16 protein-coding genes and 1 CRISPR repeat array are annotated in these 19,293 nt (G+C 71.9%); of the genes, 13 read left to right on the forward strand and 3 right to left on the reverse strand.

The window, feature by feature from the left end; all coding sequences use genetic code 11:
* Positions 1–73: 73 nt before the first annotated feature.
* Both H504_RS0128255 and pafA read right to left on the reverse strand, forming a co-directional pair.
* Positions 74–628 carry a GNAT family N-acetyltransferase gene (locus H504_RS0128255; protein WP_245614485.1) on the reverse strand — a complete coding sequence of 185 codons (555 nt, stop codon included), beginning with the start codon at positions 626–628 and terminating at the stop codon, positions 74–76.
* Between the two features lie 25 nt (positions 629–653).
* Positions 654–2,012, reverse strand: a complete 1,359-nt coding sequence (gene pafA / locus H504_RS0128260; RefSeq protein WP_026425541.1) for a Pup--protein ligase — start codon at positions 2,010–2,012, stop codon at positions 654–656.
* Between the two features lie 130 nt (positions 2,013–2,142).
* Here pafA and H504_RS0128265 point away from each other — a divergent pair, with 130 nt between their 5' ends.
* From H504_RS0128265 to H504_RS40585, 11 genes are all read left to right on the forward strand, one after another.
* Complete coding sequence (locus H504_RS0128265) at positions 2,143–3,648, forward strand: bifunctional phosphatase PAP2/diacylglycerol kinase family protein (protein WP_026425542.1); 1,506 nt, start codon at positions 2,143–2,145, stop codon at positions 3,646–3,648.
* 90 nt (positions 3,649–3,738) lie between these two features.
* Positions 3,739–4,713, forward strand: a complete 975-nt coding sequence (locus H504_RS0128270) for a helix-turn-helix transcriptional regulator (RefSeq protein ID WP_026425543.1) — start codon at positions 3,739–3,741, stop codon at positions 4,711–4,713.
* On the forward strand, positions 4,710–5,681 hold the full coding sequence (locus tag H504_RS0128275; RefSeq protein WP_026425544.1) for a helix-turn-helix transcriptional regulator: 972 nt from the start codon (positions 4,710–4,712) through the stop codon (positions 5,679–5,681). Before H504_RS0128270 ends, H504_RS0128275 begins: the two co-directional genes overlap by 4 nt.
* Before the next feature lie 93 nt (positions 5,682–5,774).
* Complete coding sequence (locus H504_RS42185; protein ID WP_084468315.1) at positions 5,775–6,020, forward strand: bacteriophage holin; 246 nt, start codon at positions 5,775–5,777, stop codon at positions 6,018–6,020.
* On the forward strand, positions 6,017–6,316 hold the full coding sequence (tatA, locus tag H504_RS0128280; protein ID WP_026425545.1) for a Sec-independent protein translocase subunit TatA: 300 nt from the start codon (positions 6,017–6,019) through the stop codon (positions 6,314–6,316). The genes H504_RS42185 and tatA overlap by 4 nt, the downstream gene beginning before the upstream one ends.
* Positions 6,317–6,422: 106 nt before the next feature.
* Complete coding sequence (tatC, locus tag H504_RS37405) at positions 6,423–7,352, forward strand: twin-arginine translocase subunit TatC (RefSeq protein WP_084468362.1); 930 nt, start codon at positions 6,423–6,425, stop codon at positions 7,350–7,352.
* A gap of 69 nt (positions 7,353–7,421) precedes the next feature.
* Positions 7,422–8,309 (forward strand): YegS/Rv2252/BmrU family lipid kinase, encoded by an 888-nt coding sequence (locus H504_RS0128290; RefSeq protein ID WP_026425546.1) that lies wholly within the window; start codon positions 7,422–7,424, stop codon positions 8,307–8,309.
* 59 nt (positions 8,310–8,368) lie between these two features.
* A complete protein-coding gene (locus H504_RS0128295; protein WP_026425547.1) occupies positions 8,369–11,140 on the forward strand; it encodes a DEAD/DEAH box helicase in 2,772 nt (923 codons plus the stop codon).
* Positions 11,141–11,356: 216 nt separating this feature from the next.
* Positions 11,357–12,037, forward strand: a complete 681-nt coding sequence (locus H504_RS0128300) for a DUF4333 domain-containing protein (RefSeq protein WP_026425548.1) — start codon at positions 11,357–11,359, stop codon at positions 12,035–12,037.
* A gap of 37 nt (positions 12,038–12,074) precedes the next feature.
* Positions 12,075–13,274: a GNAT family N-acetyltransferase gene (locus tag H504_RS0128305; protein WP_026425549.1), complete on the forward strand. Its 1,200-nt coding sequence runs from the start codon at positions 12,075–12,077 to the stop codon at positions 13,272–13,274.
* Positions 13,275–13,390: 116 nt separating this feature from the next.
* Positions 13,391–15,298, forward strand: coding sequence for a S8 family serine peptidase (locus H504_RS40585; RefSeq protein ID WP_084468317.1), 1,908 nt, complete (start codon positions 13,391–13,393; stop codon positions 15,296–15,298).
* Here H504_RS40585 and H504_RS0128315 read toward each other — a convergent pair.
* Positions 15,295–16,221, reverse strand: a complete 927-nt coding sequence (locus H504_RS0128315; protein WP_026425550.1) for a 5'-3' exonuclease — start codon at positions 16,219–16,221, stop codon at positions 15,295–15,297. The genes H504_RS40585 and H504_RS0128315 overlap by 4 nt on opposite strands.
* A gap of 989 nt (positions 16,222–17,210) precedes the next feature.
* Between H504_RS0128315 and H504_RS0128320 the strand changes: the two genes are divergently transcribed.
* Positions 17,211–18,344 carry a M24 family metallopeptidase gene (locus H504_RS0128320; RefSeq protein WP_026425551.1) on the forward strand — a complete coding sequence of 378 codons (1,134 nt, stop codon included), beginning with the start codon at positions 17,211–17,213 and terminating at the stop codon, positions 18,342–18,344.
* Positions 18,341–18,790: an Lrp/AsnC family transcriptional regulator gene (locus tag H504_RS0128325; protein WP_026425552.1), complete on the forward strand. Its 450-nt coding sequence runs from the start codon at positions 18,341–18,343 to the stop codon at positions 18,788–18,790. The genes H504_RS0128320 and H504_RS0128325 overlap by 4 nt, the downstream gene beginning before the upstream one ends.
* A 227-nt stretch (positions 18,791–19,017) precedes the next feature.
* Positions 19,018–19,289: direct repeats of the CRISPR family, unit length 28 nt; unit sequence GGAACAGCCCCGCGTGCGCGGGGACGAC.
* Positions 19,290–19,293 lie beyond the last annotated feature (4 nt).

The raw sequence follows: 19,293 nt of genomic DNA on the forward strand, positions 1-19,293 counted from the left end.
CCGGAGTTGTCCACATCTCGGCGGGCTGTCCACAGGCCTTGACCGAGCGGTTCCGCCAGCAACCCGCCGTCGCCTAGGCTGGAAATGGGGGCTGCTCAGCGCGGGCCAAGAACGCCGCGCGGGTCAACCGCCACCGGACGTCGACCGCGTCCCGCGCGGGCGAGGTCCGCGGCACCGGCGTCCGGCTCACCTCCACGAACCCCAACCGCCGCGGAATGGCCCCGCTGCGGACGTTCGCGGTGTCGTGCACGATCTCCACCCGGTCGATGCCGGGCACGGCGAACGCGGCGGCCACCACCGTCCCGGTCGCCAGGGTCATCAGGCCACGCCCCTGGTGTTCGCGGCGCACCCAGTACCCGATCTCCAGCCCGCCCGCCCCGATCCGGGCGTGCAGCGCGCAGCGGCCGATGATCTCGCCCGCCAGGGTGATGCCGTAGCCGAAGGCGGTGCCGCGCTCCCAGTCCGCCTCGGTGTCGGCCACGTGCGCGCGGACGGAGTCCTCGGTCGGGTCGTCGGCCGCCCACGCCAGCCACGGCCGCAGGTGGTCGACCTGCGCGGCCAGCGTCTGGAGCAGCGCCGGGACGTCGGGCTCGCCGAGTCGGCGCAGGACCAGCGGGGGAGCGGTCAACAGAGCGGGAGGGCACCGCACGGGTTTACAGCGATGCGATCAGCCGCTCCACCCGCTCGTCGACCGCCCGGAACGGGTCCTTGCACAGCACGGTCCGCTGGGCCTGGTCGTTGAGCTTGAGGTGCACCCAGTCGACGGTGAAGTCGCGGCCCGCCTGTTGGGCGGCGGCGATGAAGTCGCCGCGCAGCTTGGCCCTGGTCGTCTGCGGCGGGGTGTCCTTGGCGGCCTCGATCTCGCCGTCGTCGGTCACCCTGGCCACCAGGTCCTTGCGCTGCAGCAGGTCGAAGATGCCGCGGCCGCGTCGGATGTCGTGGTAGGCGAGGTCGAGTTGGGCGATCCGCGGGCTGGACAGCTCCAGGTCGTGCTTGGCCCGGTACCGCTCCACCAGCCGGTGCTTGATCGCCCAGTCGATCTCCCGGTCGATCCTGGACAGGTCCTGCGCCTCCACCGCGTCCAGCACCCGGCCCCACATCTCCACCACCCGGGTGCCCACCGGGTCCGGCGAGCGGCGGGCGACGTGCTCGACGGCCTTCGCGTGGTACTCGCGCTGGATGTCGAGCGCCGAGGCCTCCCGGCCACCGGCCAGCCGCACCGGCTTGCGGCCGGTCAGGTCGTGGCTGATCTCCCGGATGGCGCGGATCGGGTTGTCCAGGCTGAAGTCCCGGAACTGCACCCCGTCCTCGATCATCTCCAGCACCAGGTTCGCGGTGCCCACCTTGAGCAGCGTGGTGGCCTCGGACATGTTCGAGTCGCCGACGATCACGTGCAGCCGCCGGTACCGCTCCGCGTCCGCGTGCGGCTCGTCCCGGGTGTTGATGATCGGCCGGGACCGGGTCGTCGCGCTGGACACGCCCTCCCAGATGTGCTCGGCCCGCTGCGACAGGCAGTACACCGCGCCGCGCGGGGTCTGCAGCACCTTGCCCGCCCCGCAGATCAACTGCCGGGTGACCAGGAACGGCAGCAGCACGTCGGCGATCCTGGAGAACTCGCCCGCCCGCGTGACCAGGAAGTTCTCGTGGCAGCCGTAGGAGTTGCCCGCCGAGTCGGTGTTGTTCTTGAACAGGAAGATGTCCCCGCCGATGCCCTCGTCGGCCAGCCGCCGCTCGGCGTCGACCAGCAGGTCCTCCAGGATGCGCTCGCCCGCCTTGTCGTGCGTGACCAACTGCACCAGGTCGTCGCACTCCGCGGTCGCGTACTCCGGGTGTGACCCGACGTCCAGGTAGAGGCGTGAGCCGTTGCGCAGGAACACGTTCGACGAACGCCCCCACGACACCACCCGCCGGAACAGGTACCGCGCGACCTCGTCCGGCGACAGCCGCCGCTGCCCGTGGAACGTACAGGTCACGCCGAACTCGGTCTCGATGCCGAAGATCCGCCGCTGCATCCTGTAAGCCTAGGCGTAAAAACCCCCGACGACCGTGCGCCGTTCGGGGAGGTCCACATTCTGTTACGGAATTTCGCCGTTGGTCGACTCGACCGGCGGCGTGAGCACGGGTCGGGTTGAATCTACGATCATGTTCGGACATGTTCGCCGCACCGGCCGCCAGGTGGGCCGGTTCGACCAGCGGTTGATGCGCGCCAGTGCCGCGATTCCCGCCACCCGGGGCGACGACGCGCTCAAGGCGTTGTCCAAGTCGGCCAACAAGGGGCGACTCTGGTTCGGGGTCGCCGCGTTGCTCGCCCTCCGCAAGGGCTCGACCAGGCGCGCGGCGCTGCGGGGGGTGGCGGCCATCGGTATCGCCAGTACGTCGGCGAACCTGATCGGCAAGAACCTCTTCCCGCGCAGGCGCCCGGCCGCTGAACTGCTGCCGGAGCACCGGCGGTTGACCCGGCGGCCGACCAGTTCGTCGTTCCCGTCCGGCCACTCGGCCTCGGCGGTTGCGTTCACGGCCGCCGTGACGATGGAGAGCCCGGCTGTGGGCATTGCTCTGGCCCCGCTGGCCGCCGCCGTCGCCTACTCGCGCATGCACACCGGGGTGCACTGGCCGACCGACATCGCCGCCGGTGCCGCCATCGGGGTCGGCGCGTCGTTCGCGACCCGGCACTGGTGGCCGAAGGCGCCCGAGGGGCCCGCGCACGTCACCGCGACCGTCGACCTGCCCGCCCTGGATGACGGCGACGGGCTGATCGTGCTGGTCAACCCGAACTCCGGCGGTGGCGGCACCGACCCGTCCGACGAGATCAAGTCGGCCTGGCCGCGCGCCACCGTCATCTACCCGGAACCCGGCCGCGACCTGGTCGAACACCTGTCGTCGGAGATCAGTGCCTCGCCCAACGACATCCGGGCCGTCGGGGTGGCCGGTGGGGACGGAACGGTGGCCGCCGTGGCCACCGTCGCCGCCGAGTTCGACCTCCCACTTGTCCTGATCCCGGCGGGGACCCTCAACCACTTCGCCCGGGACGTCGGTGTCGAGACCACCGCGGAGTCGGTGGCGGCGGTGCAAAAGGGGACCGGGGTCCAGATCGACCTCGGCGCGGTCGAGATGAACTCGGTCGACGGGCGGGCGCACCGCTGGTTCATCAACACGGCGAGCCTCGGCGGCTACCCCGAGATGGTGCGGCTGCGCGAGTACCTGGAGTCCCGGAAGTGGCCGAAGTGGCCCGCCGGGGCGGTCGCGCTGGTGCGCACCCTGCGCCGCGCCCAACCGATCCGGCTGGAGCTGAACGGGAAACCGCTGTTCGTGTGGATGCTGTTCGTCGGCAACGGCAGCTACGCCCCGAAGGGCTTCGCGCCGACCAGCAGGCCCGCGCTGGACACGGGTGTGCTCGACCTGCGCTACCTGCGGGCCGACGTCCCCTACTCCCGGGCCAGGTTCGTCCTGGCCACGCTGACCCGGACCTGGGGCACCAGCCACGTGTACCGCCAGCACGACGTGACGTCGATCCGGGTGCGCCTGCTCGACGGCCACAAGCGCATCGCCACCGACGGCGAGGTGGGCGAGTTGGCCGACGAGTTCGAGTTCACCGCCCGGCCGGGGGCGTTGTCGATCTACCGGGCCGACGACGCCGCGGCGCGCTGACGGTCGACCCGCCGGATCCCGCCGAAAGTCGCACGGGTGTTCGAGGGTGTCGGCGCACCGGCGGGCCGGTCGGCACGTTAAGGTGCCCCGGTGTCCGTCGCACGCGCCGAACGTCTGGTCAACCTGGTGCTGTGCCTGTTGTCCACTCGCCAGTACCTGAGCGCGGAGCGGATCCGGGGGATCGTGCCCGGCTACGCCGACGCGCCGACCGACGACGCCTTCTTCCGGACCTTCGAGCGGGACAAGACCGAGCTGCGTGAGCTGGGCATCCCGCTGGAGGTCGGCCGCAACCTGGTGTCCGACACCGTGGACGGCTACCGCATCGCCCGCCGGGACTACGAGCTCGGCGAGATCGACCTGGCGCCGGACGAGGCGGCGGCGGTGGCGTTGGCGGTGCGGTTGTGGGACTCGCCGGAGCTGGTGGGGGCGGCGCACGGGGCGTTGCTGAAGCTGCGGGCGGCCGGGGTGGACGTGGACCAGTCGGCGCCGACGGTGGTGGAGTCGAAGGTGCGGACCACCGAGCCCGCGTTCGGTCCGCTCCTCGCGGCGGTCCAGGCCGGTCAGGTGGTGTCGTTCGACTACCGCAGGCCCTCGCCCGCCGAGCTGAGGGAACGCACGCTGGAGCCGTGGGGCGTGGTGTCCTGGCGCGGCCGGTGGTACGTCGTCGGGCACGACCGGGACCGCAAGGCGCCGAGGTGTTTCCGGTTGTCCCGTGTCGTCGGTGAGGTGCGGAAGGTGGGTCGGCCGGGCGTGGTGCGCAGGCCGGAGGGCGTGGACCTGATGGGGTTCGTCGCCGACACGCACGCGGAGCCGCCGCGGTTGTCGTCGGCGTCGATGTGGGTGGCCGAGGGGCGCGCGGCGGGGGTGCGCAGGCGCGGCAAGGTCGTCGAGGCGCGCGAGGTCGACGGGGTCCCCGGGCACGTCATCGAGATCGACCTGCACTACCCGGACGCGGCCGCGGGCTGGCTGGCCGGTTACGGCGCCGATGTCCTGGTGCTCGAGCCCGAGGTGCTGGCCAAGTCGGTGCGGGAGCGGCTGTTGTCCGCTGCGGGCGGTGTCCGGTGACGGCCGCGCAGGAACGGCTGCCCCGGCTGCTGGCGCTGGTCCCGTACCTGCTGGCCCGCCCCGGCATCCTGATCGAGGAGGCCGCCGCCGACTTCGGCGTGTCGGCCCGGCAGTTGCGCAAGGACCTGGAGCTGCTGTGGATGTGCGGGCTGCCCGGCTACGGCCCGGGTGACCTGATCGACATCTCGTTCGCCGAGGACACCGTCACCGTCGCGTTCGACGCCGGGATGAGCAGGCCGCTGCGGCTCACCGGCGCGGAGGCCACCGCGCTGCTGGTGGCGCTGCGGGCGCTGCTGGAGACCCCGGGTGTCGCCGACGCGGACGCCATCCGCCGGGCCGTCGCCAAGATCGAGTCGGCCGCGGGCCAGGCGCAGCCCGCCGGGGTCGCGGTCGGTCTCGGGGTCCGGGAGGGTGCGAGCACGGCGCAGGTGCGCGAGACCGCGCAGTCCGCGGTGCGCGACCGCCGGGCGCTGCGGATCACCTACTACACCGCGTCGAAGGACGAGGTGACCGAGCGGACCGTGGACCCGATGCGGGTGCTGATCGTCGACGGCCGCGGCTACCTGGAGGCGTGGTGCCGCCGGGCCGAGGACGTGCGGTTGTTCCGGCTGGACCGGATCGACCAGGTCGCCGTGCTCGACGAGCCCGCCGCGCCACCCCCGTACGCGCGGCCGACCGACATCTCCGAGGGGCTGTTCCAGGCCGCCCCCGACCAGCGGACCGCCCGGCTGGTGCTGCGGCCCGCCGTGCGCTGGATGGCCGAGTACTACCCGGTCGAGGACGTCGAGGAGCTCGACGACGGCAGGCTGCGGGTGCGGATGCGCTATTCGGACACCTCCTGGATCGTCCGGTTGCTGCTCGGCCAGGGCGGTGACGTGCTGGTCGAGGAACCGGCGGAACTGGCCGACCTGGTCCGCGCGCAGGCGGACGCCGCGATCGCCAGGATCGATAAACACCGGTCTGCCTGAAAAGGTGTTGTTTCCCGTCAATTCCGTGTCAGTTTCATCGAATACCGGTGGCGGCTCTGGGTCGGGTACGGGGCCGGGCGGTACAGTCCCCCGGTGCCTTACCTGCCGAGTGCCGCGCTGCTCTTGATCGGTTGCGCGCTGCTGGGCGTTTTCCTGGTCCGCGCCCTGCGCGTGGCCGGACGCGCCCGGTCCGTCCTCGCGGCGACTAGGGCAACGGTTGGAGACCAAACCGGCCTCCTGCGAGCCCGCGCAGCCGGTGTGCGGGTCGCGGTGGCTGAAATGAGGCGCTCTCCTCGCGTATCATCGGCGGGGCGAGGCGAGACTGGAGGACGGTCGTGAACCTGGGACCCTGGGAAATCCTGATCATCGCGGTGGTGGTCGTGCTGCTGTTCGGCGCGCGCAAGATGCCGACGATGGCGCGCTCCCTCGGGCAGTCGATGCGCATCCTGAAGGCCGAGACCAAGGGCATGCGGCACGACGACGAGGACGAGCGCCCGGCCGCAGCGCAGCAGGCTTCCACCGCGCTGCCCGCCGCCAAGCCGGAGCAGACCCCCGAGCAGATGCGCGCCGAGATCGACGCGCTGCAGCGCAAACTGGCCGAGCAGCAGGCCCAGGGCCAGCAGAACGCGGGCTGAGAGAAAGCCGGTCCCCACGGTGGACAGCGACGAGTCGCCCCGCCGGGAGAACGGTCGCCGCGACCGGCGCAGGCTGCGCAGTCGCAGGCACAATCCCGACGGAACGATGTCCCTGAAGGATCACCTGTACGAACTGCGCAGCAGAGTCGGCTGGGCGATCCTGTTCATTCTCCTCGGTGGAGTCTTCGGCTTCATCTGGTACGCGGTCCCGCTCGGCCCGATCCCCTCGCTGGGTCGGATCCTGCTGGACCCGTACTGCCAGTTGCCCGCGAGCGCGCGGTTTTCCCCGAACGGGTCGTGCCAGCTCCTGCAGACCCAGCCGTTCGAGGCGTTCATGGTGCAGTTCAAGGTGGGTGTCGCCGCGGGCATGGTGGTGACGGCCCCGCTGTGGCTCTACCAGTTGTGGGCGTTCATCACCCCCGGCCTGTACGCCAAGGAACGCAAGTTCGCGTCGCTGTTCGTGACGTTCGCGTCGCTGCTGTTCGTCGCGGGCGGGGTGCTGGCGTTCTTCGTGATCCCGCAGGGGCTCAGCGTGCTGGTGGTGGGCTTCGGCGGCGACACGTTCGTCACCGCGCTCAACGCCAGCGCCTACATCTCGTTCGTGCTGGTGATGCTGCTGATCTTCGGGGTCAGCTTCGAGATCCCGCTGATGATCGTGATGCTGAACCGGATCGGGATCCTGCCGTACGCGAACCTGAGCAAGTGGCGGCGCGGGATCATCTTCGCCATCTTCGTGTTCTCCGCGTTCGCCACGCCGGGCACCGACCCGGTGTCCATGGTGGCGCTGGCGATCGCGATGACCGTGCTGGTGGAGTTGGCGATCCAGCTCTCCCGGATCCACGACCGGGGCAAGGCGCGCCGCGAGACCGCCGAGGACCCGTACGCCGGGCTGGCCGACGACGAGGCCACCCCGTTGAAGTTCACCTCCGAGCCGGTCTCCCGGTCCGACCTGCCCGCGGAGGAACCGGCGGAGTCGCCGGGCGTGCCCGCCCAGCCGCGTGGTGAGTCCTCCGGTGGGTTCGACGACGTGACCTGATCCGCCTGCCCGCTCGGCCGGGCCTGTACGACGTGGGTTTGGCCGAGCGGGAGGTGAGCGGTGGGTCTGGTGGGCTTGCGGGCGGCGGTGGCGGTGCACCCCAGCTCCGGGCACGGCGCCGCCGCGCGGGTGCTCGACGACGTGGTCGCGCGGATCCGCCCGGTCGTCGACACCCTGACCGTCGTGTCGGCGGAGACCGTCGCCGAGTCCCGCGCACTCATGCTGCGCGCCAAGGACGCCGGGCTGGATGCGCTGGTCGTCGTCGGCGGTGACGGCTCGGTCCACCAGGGGATCCAGTTCTGCGCGGACCACGACGTGGCCCTGGGCATCGTCCCCGCGGGCACCGGCAACGACCTGGCCCGCGCCCTCGGCGTCCCGACCCGGCCCGTCGCGGCCGCCGACGCCCTCGCCGCCGCCCTGGCCTCGGGCGCGCGGCGGAGGATCGATCTGGGCAGGCTCGACGGCGGCCCGTGGTTCGGCAGCGTGCTGTGCGCCGGGTTCGACTCGGCGGTCAACGAGCGGGTCAACCGGATGCGCTGGCCGCACGGCCGCCGCCGCTACGACCTGGCCATCGTCGCCGAGCTCGCCACCCTCAAGCACCGGCGGCTGGTGGTGGAGACCGAGGGCGACCGGGTCGAGCTGACCGCCACCATGGTCGCCGTCGGCAACACCGGCTACTACGGCGGCGGCATCCCCGTCTGCCCCGCCGCCGACCCCGCGGACGGCCTGCTGGACGTCACCGTGGTGGGTGCCGCGGGCAGGCTCGACCTGCTGCGCATCCTGCCGACCCTGCGGACCGGCGACCACGTCCGGCACCGGTTCGTCCAGACCCTGCGGGCGCGTCGGGTGGCGCTGGAGCCGGGTAACGGCTGGACCGCGTACGCCGACGGGGAGCGCCTGGGTCCGCTGCCGGTGGTGGTGGACTGCGTGCCCGGCGCGTTGACCGTCATCGGCTGATCACCGGCCGGTCCGCAAGTCGGGCGACGGTTGTCGGTCTGATGTGGAAGTCTTGGGGTGTGTCCGCCAGTTCATCCCGCACTCCGGCGCAGGCGTACGCCGCATCCCGGGAGCGCACGAGCAACCCCAAGCTGGCGGAGTTCGCCGCCGAGCTGTCGTTCGACCTCGACCCGTTCCAACGCGACGCCTGCGCCGCCCTGGAAGAGGGCCACGGCGTGCTGGTGTGCGCGCCCACCGGTGCCGGTAAGACCGTGGTCGGCGAGTTCGCCGTGCACCTGGCCCTGAGCGAGGGCCGCAAGTGCTTCTACACCACCCCGATCAAGGCGCTGTCGAACCAGAAGTTCGCCGACCTGACCGCCCGCTACGGGCCCAAGTCGGTCGGCCTGCTCACCGGCGACACCGCGGTCAACGGCAACGCGCCGGTGGTGGTGATGACCACCGAGGTCCTGCGCAACATGCTCTACGCGCGGTCGTCGGCGCTCGACGGGCTCGGCTACGTGGTGATGGACGAGGTGCACTACCTGGCGGACAGGTTCCGCGGCGCGGTGTGGGAAGAGGTCATCCTGCACCTGCCCGAGTGGGTGAACCTGGTCAGCCTGTCGGCCACGGTGAGCAACGCCGAGGAGTTCGGCGAGTGGCTGGTCGAGGTCCGCGGCGACACGACCGTCGTGGTCGACGAGCACCGGCCGGTGCCGCTGTGGCAGCACATGCTGGTCGGCGGCCGGATGCTGGACCTGTTCGCGGGCGACGGTGGCGACGCGGGCGACGACCAGCAGCGGATCAACCCGCACCTGGTCCGGCGCACCGAGGAAGTCGGCCGGGTGCACGCCCCCTGGCACAACCCGCGCGCGAAGGGCGGCCGGGCCGCGGGCGCGCGCGGGCCGCGGTTCAAGCCGCCGAGCCGGGTCGAGGTGGTGCAGCGGCTGGACGCGGCCGGGCTGCTGCCCGCGATCGTGTTCGTGTTCAGCCGGGCGGGCTGCGAGGCCGCGGTCACCCAGTGCGTGCGGTCCGGGCTGCGGCTCAACAACGAGGACGAGGTCGCCGAGGTCCGCCGGATCGTCGACGCCAAGACCCGCGACCTGCCCGACGCCGACCTCACGGTCCTCGGGTTCTGGGAGTGGCGGGAGGCGCTGGAGCGCGGGTTCGCCGGGCACCACGCCGGGCTGCTGCCCGCGTTCAAGGAGACCGTGGAGGAGTTGTTCGTCCGCGGCCTGGTCAAGGCGGTGTTCGCGACCGAGACACTGGCGCTGGGCATCAACATGCCCGCCCGCACGGTCGTGCTGGAGCGGCTGGTCAAGTACAACGGCGAGGCGCACGTCGAGCTGACCCCGGGGGAGTACACCCAGCTCACCGGGCGGGCCGGGCGGCGCGGGATCGACGTCGAGGGCCACGCCGTCGTCGTGTGGCAGCCGGGGGTGGACCCGAAGTCGGTGGCCGGGCTGGCCTCGACCCGAACGTACCCGCTGCGTTCGTCGTTCCGGCCCGGCTACAACATGGCGGTCAACCTGGTCGAGCGGCTCGGCGCCCGGCAGGCCAGGGAGATCCTGGAGCAGTCGTTCGCCCAGTTCCAGGCCGACCGGTCGGTGGTCGGGCTGTCCCGGCGGCTGGAGCGCAACCACGAGGCGCTGGCGGGCTACGCCGAGTCGATGGCCTGCCACCTCGGCGACTTCCCCGAGTACGCGGCGCTGCGCAAGCAGATCGCCGACCGGGAGAAGGCGCTGTCCCGGCAGAACAGCGCGGCCCGGCGCGCGGAGGCGGCGGCGTCGCTGGAACAGTTGCGCAAGGGCGACGTGATCGCGGTGCCCGCGGGCCGCCGGTCCGGACTGGCGGTGGTGATCGACCCGGGGCTGGACCCGATGGGCGAGCCGCGGCCGCTGGTGGTCACCGAGGACCGGTGGGCCGGTCGGCTGTCCGTGTCGGACTTCCCGGCGCCGGTGGCCGCGCTGGGCCGGGTCCGGCTGCCCAAGCAGGTCGACATCCGCTCGCCCAAGTCCCGCCGCGACCTGGCGTCCGCGCTGCGCGAGACCGGCATCGAGGTCCCCGCCCGGGAGCGGCGCCGGTCCGGGGCGGACGACGACGCCGAGGTGGCGGCGCTGCGCCGGGCGATGCGCGCGCACCCGTGCCACGGTTGCCAGGACCGGGAGGCGCACGCCCGTTGGGGCGAGCGCTACCACCGGCTGCTGGCCGAGACCGAGCAGGTCGAGCGCAAGGTCGCCGCGACGACGCACTCGCTGGCGCGCGCGTTCGACCGCATCCGCGCCCTGCTGGCCGACCGCGGCTACCTGGCCCCCGGCGCCGACGGCGAACAGGTCGTCACCGAGCACGGCCGCAGGTTGGCCCGCCTCTACAGCGAGTCCGACCTGCTGGCCGCCGAGTGCCTGCGCAACGGCGTCTGGGACGGCCTCGGCCCGGCCGAGCTGGCGGCGGTCGTGTCGGCCCTGGTGTACGAGGCGCGCCGGGACGGTCCGTTCGAGGCCCGGGTGCCCGGCGGCGCGGTCACCGACGCGCTGACCGCGACCGCGCGGCTGTGGGCGGAGCTGGAGGCCGACGAGCGGCACCACCGGCTGGACCGGACCCGCCAGCCGGACGCGGGCTTCGCCTGGACGGTCTACCGGTGGGTGCGCGGCGAGTCGCTGGAGAAGGTGATCACCGCGGCCGAGTCGGCCGGGCAGGAGCTCTCCGCTGGCGACTTCGTCCGCTGGTGCCGCCAGGTGATCGACCTGCTCGACCAGATCCGCGATGTCGTCGGCGCGGACAACCCGGTCGGCAAGGCCGCGGGCGAGGCCGTCCGCGGCATCCGCCGCGGCGTGGTCGCCCTGGCCACGTCCTGACCCGGGACGATGGAGCGGTGGTTGTGGTGGCGGGGCTTGGTGTCAAGCCGGGAACGATGCCGGGTGGGGAAGAGGGGGGTGGGTGGTGGGAGGAAGTGTCACAGGTGACTTGGTTGCGGATCTCCCGTGGGCTGGGTGTGGTGGGTACGAGATCCTATGGTTTGATCGCGCGCAGTGGCGTGCGGCGGCGCGACCTCGATCTGGCGGAGGCGAGTGATGAGCAGCCCCTACGGGCCGTCCGGGCAGGACCCGCAGCAGCAGTGGGGCGGTCAGCAGCAGCCCCCCTACGGACAGCCGTCCGGTACCCCCTCCGGCGGGTTCCCCGCGCAGGGCTACCCGCAGCAGCAACCGGGCTATCCCGGTTACGGCCAGCCGCAGCAGCCGTACGGGGACCCGAACCAGCAGCAACAGCCTTACGGTGACCCCAACCAGCAGCAGTACGGCGGTTACGGGCAGCAGCCGCAGCAGCAGTACCCGGGCCAGTACGGCCAACAGCCCCAGTATGGCCAGCAACCGCAGCAGTACGGCCAGTACCAGCCGGGCTACCCGGGGAGCCTGCCGCAGGAGAAGAAGAAAAGCGGCGCCTGGATCTGGATCCTGGTCGGCGTGCTCGTGGTGATCGTGGGCGCGGTGGCGGTGCTCGGGTTCGTCAAGCCGGGCTGGTTCAACAAGAAGGTCTTCGACGTCAGCGCGGTCCAGTCGGGCGTGAAGTCGATCCTGACCGACAAGTACAGCGTGGACAACGTCGACTCGGTGAGCTGCCCGGCGGACCAGGAAGTCAAGAAGGACAACCAGTTCACCTGCAAGGTCACCATCGGCGGCCAGGAGAAGTCGGTCACCATCACCGTGCGCAACGACAACGGTGAGTACGAGGTGGCCCCGCCGAGCGACAAGTGAGTCGCTTCCGGGCGTGGTGACGGGGGAGGATCTCGGCGTGACCGACGTCGAAGTCCGCCCCCTCGCCGAGTCCGAGCTGCGCGCCGCGCTCGACCTGTTCCGCGTCGCCCTGCACCGCACCGCCATCCCGGACGAGCAGTGGGCGGCGGTGCGGCGTTCGTTCGAGCCCGGCCGCACCCTCGGCGGTTTCGTCGACGGCACGCTCGCGGGTACCGCGCTGTCCTGGACGTCGGATTTCGTGGTGCCCGGTGGCGCGGTCGTGCCGATGGCGGCGGTGACCAGGGTCGGTGTGCGCACTGACTTCCGGCGGCGTGGGGTGCTGACGGCGTTGATGCGCCACCAGTTGGCCGACGCCGCCGAGCGCGGTGAGGTGTTGGCGACGCTGCGCGCCACCGAGCCGGTCATCTACCCCCGGTTCGGCTACGGTCCGGCCTCGACCAGCGCGAAGACCGCCGTGCGGACCCGCGGGGCCGGCCTGCGCCCGGACGTGCCGACCGGCGGCCGGGTTCGGGTGGTCGACGCGGATGAGGCGCTGCGGGTGCTGCCGGAGATCTACCGCCGGGTCGGTCGTGTCCCCGGCACGATGGGCCGCCCCGAGTACTGGTGGACGGTGTTCTACGAACGGGCTTTCGTGGCGCGCGAACCAGTGCACATCGCTGTCCACAGTGGACCCGACGGCGACGACGGGTTCGCCATGTACCGCACGGAACCCGGCGCGGCCCCGAAGATGACCGCGACCGTGTCGGTGGAGGACTTCGTCGCCGCCGATCCCGGTGTGGTCGCCGGGCTGTGGCGGTTCCTGGTCGGGATCGACCTGGTCGACGAGGTGACGGTGTGGAACCGGCCCGCCGACGAGCCGGTGGCGGCGATGCTGGTCGACTCGCGCGCGGCCACCGTCGACATCCAGCCGGACCTGTGGGCGCGGGTGGTGGACGTCGAGGCGGCGCTGGCTGCCCGTGCGTACGGTCCCGGCTCGGTCGTCGTCGAGGTCGTCGACCCGCTGCTGCCCGCCAACTCCGGCCGCTACCGGGTCGGTGCGGACGGCGCCGCCCGCGCCGACGACACCGCCGAGTTGGTGGTGGACGTGGACGTGTTGCCGATGCTCTACCTGGGTGCCTGGCGGGTCAGCGCGCTCGCCGGGCTCGGCAGGCTGCGCGAGGTCGTGGCGGGCGCGGCGGAGCGGGCGGACTCGGTGTTCGCCGTGCGCCGGGCGTCGTGGTCCGGCACGTACTTCTAGGCTCGCCCATTCGCCTGCCGCGCACCGCGTTCGGGGCAATTCCGGACCGTTCGGGAACCCGCGCCGCCACTCTGGTGTCCAGTGTCCGCACGGCTGGACCACTTGAGAGGAAGCGGATGAACAGACCCGGCTTATCGGCCGCGATCACGGTCGCGATCGCGGTGGGCGCGGTCGTGGCGCTGGCCCCGACCGCCACGGCGGACGTCCTCGGCGGACGGGACGCGGTGCCCGGCAGCTACATCGCCGTCTACCGGAACGGCGCCCAGGCGGACCCGGATGCCTTGGCGCACCGGTATTCCGGGCAGGTTCGGCACCGGTTCGAGCACGCCCTGCGCGGGTTCTCGGTCACCATGGACGAGCGTTCGGCGCGGCGGCTGGCGGCGGACCCCGCGGTCGCGTACGTGCAGCGCGACCAGCGGGTCCGGGTCGAGGGGGAGCAGCCGAACCCGACGTCGTGGGGGCTGGACCGGATCGACCAGCGCACCCAGCCGCTGGACAGCAGCTACCACTACTCGACGACGGCCACCAACGTCACCGCGTACGTCGTGGACACCGGGATCCGGGTCACCCACGAGGACTTCGGCGGCCGCGCGGTGTGGGGCACCAACACCACCGGTGACGGCAAGGACGAGGACTGCGAAGGCCACGGCAGCCACGTGGCGGGCACCATCGGCGGCACCGACTACGGCGTGGCCAAGGGCGTGAAACTGGTCGCGGTCAAGGTCCTCGACTGCGACGGCGAGGGCACCAGCGAGGGCGTCGCGGCCGGTCTGGACTGGGTCGTGGCCAACCACGTGTCCGGCCCCGCGGTGGCCAACCTGTCCCTCGGCGGCGACGCGCCCGACCAGGTGATCGAGGACGCCGTCCGGCGGACCATCGCCGACGGCGTGATCACGTCTGTCGCGGCGGGCAACCAGAACGAGGACGCGTGCGCGCACTCCCCGGCCCGGGTGCCGGAGGCGTTGACGGTGGCGTCGGTGGACGAGGGGGACCAGCGCTCGTCGTTCGCCAACTACGGGTCCTGTGTGGACCTGTTCGCGCCGGGTGAGTACATCTGGTCCGCGAGCAACGGCTCCGACACCGACTTCGCGCTGCTCAGCGGCACGTCGATGGCCACCCCGCACGTGTCCGGCGCGGCGGCGCTGCTGCTGGCCCGCGACCCCGCGCTGACCCAGGCGCAACTGGCGGGCGGGTTGCTGCTCGACGCCACCCCGGACGTCGTCGGTGATCCGCAGGGCTCGCCGAACCGGCTGCTGATCGTCAACACCGGCTACCGGCCGACCTACCCGCTGGTCGCCGATCCCGGCGTGCGCGCCGGTCGGGTCGGCACCCCGATGAGCGTGCCGCTGTCGGTGGCGGGCGGCACCGCGCCGTACACCTGGACCTCGACCGCGCTGCCCGCCGGGCTCACCCTCAACGCGTCGACCGGCCTGATCTCCGGCACCCCGACGGCGACCGTGCTGAACCGGTCGGTGACCGCGACCGCGAAGGACAAGACCGGCAAGACCGGGGCCGTGACGTTCCGGGTGTACACCACACCGGCCGGTTGGACCTGCTCGGCCAAGGGGCAGAAGCTGGTCAACCCCGGGTTCGAGGCGGGCAGGCAGACCGGCTGGGGCCAGTCCCGGACCTTGGTCATCGACGACTCCGGCACCGGCGCCAACGCCCCCCGCACCGGCAAGTGGGCCGCCTACCTCGCGGGTTTCGGCTTCCCCTGGGACGACGAGGTGCACCAAGACGCCACGATCCCCGCCGACTGCCCGTACTCGACGTTCTCCTACTACGTGAAGACCACCACCGAGGAGCCGCCAACCGCGCCGGTCACCGACACCCTGGTCCTGCGCGCGGACGCCACACCGCTGAGCACGGTGTCCAACCGGGACGCCGCGCCAGGCTGGACGCTCAAAACGGTCAACATCGGCCAGTTCGCGGGCAAGACCGTCCACTTCAGCTTCCGCAGCACCGAGAACACCGGCAACGCCACCGGTTTCATCATCGACGACGCCGCCCTCAACGCGAGCTAGGCGGCGCCGAGCGCGGTGAGCAGTCGGTCCACAGCGGACCCCAGCCCCCACCGCTCCTGCAGGTGCCGCACCCGGTCGACGTCCACCGGGTGCGGCACCTCCGGAGTCCCGGTCGCCTCGATCGCCACATCGGTCGCGACCCGAACCACCAACGGCGCCTTCGCCAGGTAGTCCGCGTCGTGCTCGAACGCCTCACGCACCCGCAGCGGCACATCCTTCGACCCAGCCGCCGCCGCCTCGACCAGCGCCGCCAACGACCCGAACTTCGTGATCAGCTTGGCGGCCGTCTTCTCCCCGATGCCGGTGATCCCAGGCAGGCCATCCGACGGGTCACCGCGCAGGACAGCCATGTCCGCGTACGCCAGCCCCTGGGCAGGCAGCCCATAACGGGCACCGAGTTCCACCGGCCCAACCACCTCGGCCTTCGACCAGCCACGCCCCACGTACACCACCCGCACCGGGGTCGGCTCATCCCGCACACACTGGAACAGATCCCGGTCACCAGTAATGATCTCCACCGGCGCCGCCACCTCCCGGTGCGCGAGAGTCCCGATGACGTCGTCGGCCTCGTAACCCCCCGCCTGCGCCGTCGCGATCCCCAACGCGTCCAACAGCTCGATGATCACCGGCACCTGCGGGGTCAACGTATCCGGCACCACCTCCGCGTTGACCCCCGGATCCGCCACCCGCTGCGCCTTGTAACTGGGGATCGCGTCCACCCGAAACTGCGGCCGCCAATCCGCGTCCAGACACGCCACCAGCCGCGCCGGGCCCCGGTCACCGAGGATCTGCGCGATCATCCCCGCAAACCCGCGCACCGCATTCACCGGCACCCCATCCGGCGAGGTCATCGACTCCGGCAGGGCGAAGAACGACCGGAAGTACAAACTGGCCGAGTCCAACAACACGAGAGGTCCACTCACGCCTGCAGCCTGCCACAGGTCCCCCACAGAAGCCGGCGTCGAGACCCGCACGGCACCCACCCCACCCGCTGCGATGCCGGCCTGCCCTGCTACCGCCAACCGACCCGCCACTCACACAGCGTCGCTGGGCACCCCCTCGCCGAGCCTGCCCATCACCTTCTCCACCTCTCAAACCGCCGTTTGATGGCGGACACTCAAGCCTTCGTTGGGGCGAGCTGAATAAGGAGAGGGTCGGAGGTCGGGAATGGCGAAAGAGGCAAGGAATATCGGCCAACCAGCCCTCGCCCCCCGCCACCGCACCACAACCCACCCCACGACCACCCTGCACCGCACCCCTCGAAACCCACCCCACATCGACAAAGGCCGCCAACCCACCCCACGCGCCCTGAAACCCGCCCACCTCGACGAGGTCGCCCGCCCCGCATGCCTCGAAACTCGCCCATATCGACGAGGCCGCCAACCCGCCCCGCGCCCCTCGAAACCCGCCCACATCGACGAGGCCGCCAGCCCGCCCCGCATGCCTCGAACCCCGCCCATATCGACGAAGGTCGCCACCCTGCACCGCGCGCCTCGAAACCAACACCCACATCGACGAAGGCCGCCAACCCGCCCCGCGCGCCTCGGAACCCGCCGATACCAACCGCCCGCTGGGGTGAAGTTGTTTTGTTTGGGGGGAGCGGTGGCCTAAGCCGGCAGGCGGGTAAGGCCACGTCTTTCCAGTGGCCCCGCCTTTAGCCTTACCCAGGCCGCCGCTAGGGGCCCCAAACAAAACAACTTCACCCCAGCGGGCACAGCCCGCAAAATCTGGCGCCCGAGGCCGGCGTCGCCGCCAGGCGACCAGGCCGAACCCCGAGGCGCAGCCGAGGCCCAGTGCCCCCTCACACCAAGATCAACCGAGAACACAGCCTAACGAGAACCACCGACACCCCACCGCCCCCAAGCCCCCACGCACGCTGAACCCCCACCCCATCGGCGATAGGCTGCAGACCATGTCGACCATCGCCGCCTCCGTAGACCCCGACCTGCTGCGCGCCCGCCTCACCCGAGCCAAAGCCGCCGCAGGTACCGCAGGCGCCGACGCCCTCGTCATCGCCCCCGGCTCGGACCTGCGGTACCTCATCGGCGGCACCGGTTCGTCCTTCGAGCGGCTCACCGCCCTGGTCGTCCCCACCACCGGCGACCCCGTCCTCGTCGTCCCCAAGCTCGAAGCCCCCGGTTACAGCGGCCTCCCCCTCGACGATCTGGGCGTCCGCACGGCCACCTGGGTCGACAGCGAAGACCCGTACGCGCTCGTCGCGGGCACCATCAGCAACGCGGCCCGGGTCGCCATCGGTGACATGCTGCCCGCGCTGCACGTACTCCCGCTGCGCGACGCCCTGCCCGGGTCCGAGCAGGTCCTCGCAGGCCCCATCCTGCGGGAGCTGCGCATGCGCAAGGACGCCGCCGAGGTCGACGCCCTCCGGGCCGCGGGTGCCGCCATCGACCGGGTGCACGCCAGGGTGGGGGAGTGGCTGCGCCCCGGCCGCACCGAGGCCGAGGTGGGCGCCGACATCGCCGCCGCGATCCTGGCCGAGGGGCACGCGACCGTCGAGTTCGTCATCGTCGGGTCCGGCCCGAACGGTGCCAGCCCGCACCACAGCGTGTCCGACCGGGTGATCACCACCGGTGACGTCGTCGTGGTCGACATCGGTGGGTCGACCGCCGAGGGCTACAACTCCGACAGCACCCGGGTCTACTCCGTCGGCGAGCCGCGCGACGCTGACGTCGCCGAGACCTACGCCGTGTTGGCCGCCGCCCAGCGCGCCTCCGTCGAGTCGGTGCGGCCGGGCGTGACCGCCGAGTCCGTCGACGCCGCCGCCCGCTCCGTCATCGCCGACGCCGGGTTCGGTGAGTACTTCATCCACCGCACCGGCCACGGCATCGGCCTGGACGTGCACGAGCACCCGTACATCGTCGCGGGCAACGACCTGGTCCTGGAGCCCGGCATGGCGTTCAGCGTCGAGCCCGGCATCTACCTGCCGGACCGGTGGGGCGCCCGCATCGAGGACATCGTGGTGGTCACCGCGGACGGGGTCGAGTCGGTCAACAACCGCCCGCACGAGCTCGTGGTGCTCCCCGGATGAGCGAACTGGAACCCATCGACAAGGCCATCGTCCGCGAGCTCGCCGCCGACGGCAGACGCAGCTTCACCGACCTCGCCGAACGCGTCGGCCTGAGCGTCTCCGCCGTCCACCAGCGCGTCCGCCGCCTCGAACAACGCGAGGTCATCCGCGGCTACGCGGCCCGCCTCGACGCCGAGGCCATCGGCCTCCCCCTCACCGCCTTGATCTCCCTCACCCCCATCGACCCCGCCGCCCCCGACGACTACCCCCAACGCCTCGAACACATCCCGGAAATCGAATCCTGCTACTCCGTAGCAGGCGACGAGTCCTACATCCTCCTAGTCCGCGTCGCCTCCCCCACCAACCTCGAAGACCTCCTCCGCAAAATCCGCGAATCCGCCAAAGTCTCCACCCGCACCACCGTCGTCCTCTCCACCCCTTACGAGGGCCGTTCCCCCGCCCTCTAGCCCCCTCACCGCCAGACCGATCTGGCACAGAGTTTCGCCACGCGGGGAACAGCCCCGCATGCGCGGGGACGACGCGCCGGTGGCCGGGGTGATGGCCACCTTGGCCGGAACAGCCCCGCGTGCGCGGGGACGACGAGGTCACAGACCGGGCACACACGACCGGCGGGGGAACAGCCCCGCGTGGCGGGGACGACGGATGGGCGGGGTGAGCGTCTGCTCCGGGCTGGGGAACAGCCCCGCGTGCACGGGGACGACTCGCACCCGGCCGGGCGGATGCTGGCGGACCCGGGAACAGCCCCGCGTGCACGGGGACGACGAACCCCACCCGCTCGGGGCGTCGTCGGCGCGGGGAACAGCCCCGCGTGCGCGGGGACGACCACGGCCTTGCTCGGAATGTCCGCGCCGTCGCCGGAACAGCCCCGCGTGCGCGGGGACGACACCTCGCCACTGTCCAGCATCGTGGTCTTCATGGGAACAGCCCCGCGTGCGCGGGGACGACGGGG

The organism is Actinokineospora inagensis DSM 44258, from assembly GCF_000482865.1.
Taxonomy (GTDB): domain Bacteria; phylum Actinomycetota; class Actinomycetes; order Mycobacteriales; family Pseudonocardiaceae; genus Actinokineospora; species Actinokineospora inagensis.

Coding starts and splice junctions, on each gene's coding strand:
- pafA (WP_026425541.1), bottom strand. CDS start 2,012: ATGCAGCGGCGGATCTTCGGCATCGAGACCGAGTTCGGCGTGACCTGT.
- H504_RS0128265 (WP_026425542.1), top strand. CDS start 2,143: ATGTTCGGACATGTTCGCCGCACCGGCCGCCAGGTGGGCCGGTTCGAC.
- H504_RS0128300 (WP_026425548.1), top strand. CDS start 11,357: ATGAGCAGCCCCTACGGGCCGTCCGGGCAGGACCCGCAGCAGCAGTGG.
- H504_RS0128320 (WP_026425551.1), top strand. CDS start 17,211: ATGTCGACCATCGCCGCCTCCGTAGACCCCGACCTGCTGCGCGCCCGC.
- H504_RS0128325 (WP_026425552.1), top strand. CDS start 18,341: ATGAGCGAACTGGAACCCATCGACAAGGCCATCGTCCGCGAGCTCGCC.
- tatC (WP_084468362.1), top strand. CDS start 6,423: ATGTCCCTGAAGGATCACCTGTACGAACTGCGCAGCAGAGTCGGCTGG.
- H504_RS40585 (WP_084468317.1), top strand. CDS start 13,391: ATGAACAGACCCGGCTTATCGGCCGCGATCACGGTCGCGATCGCGGTG.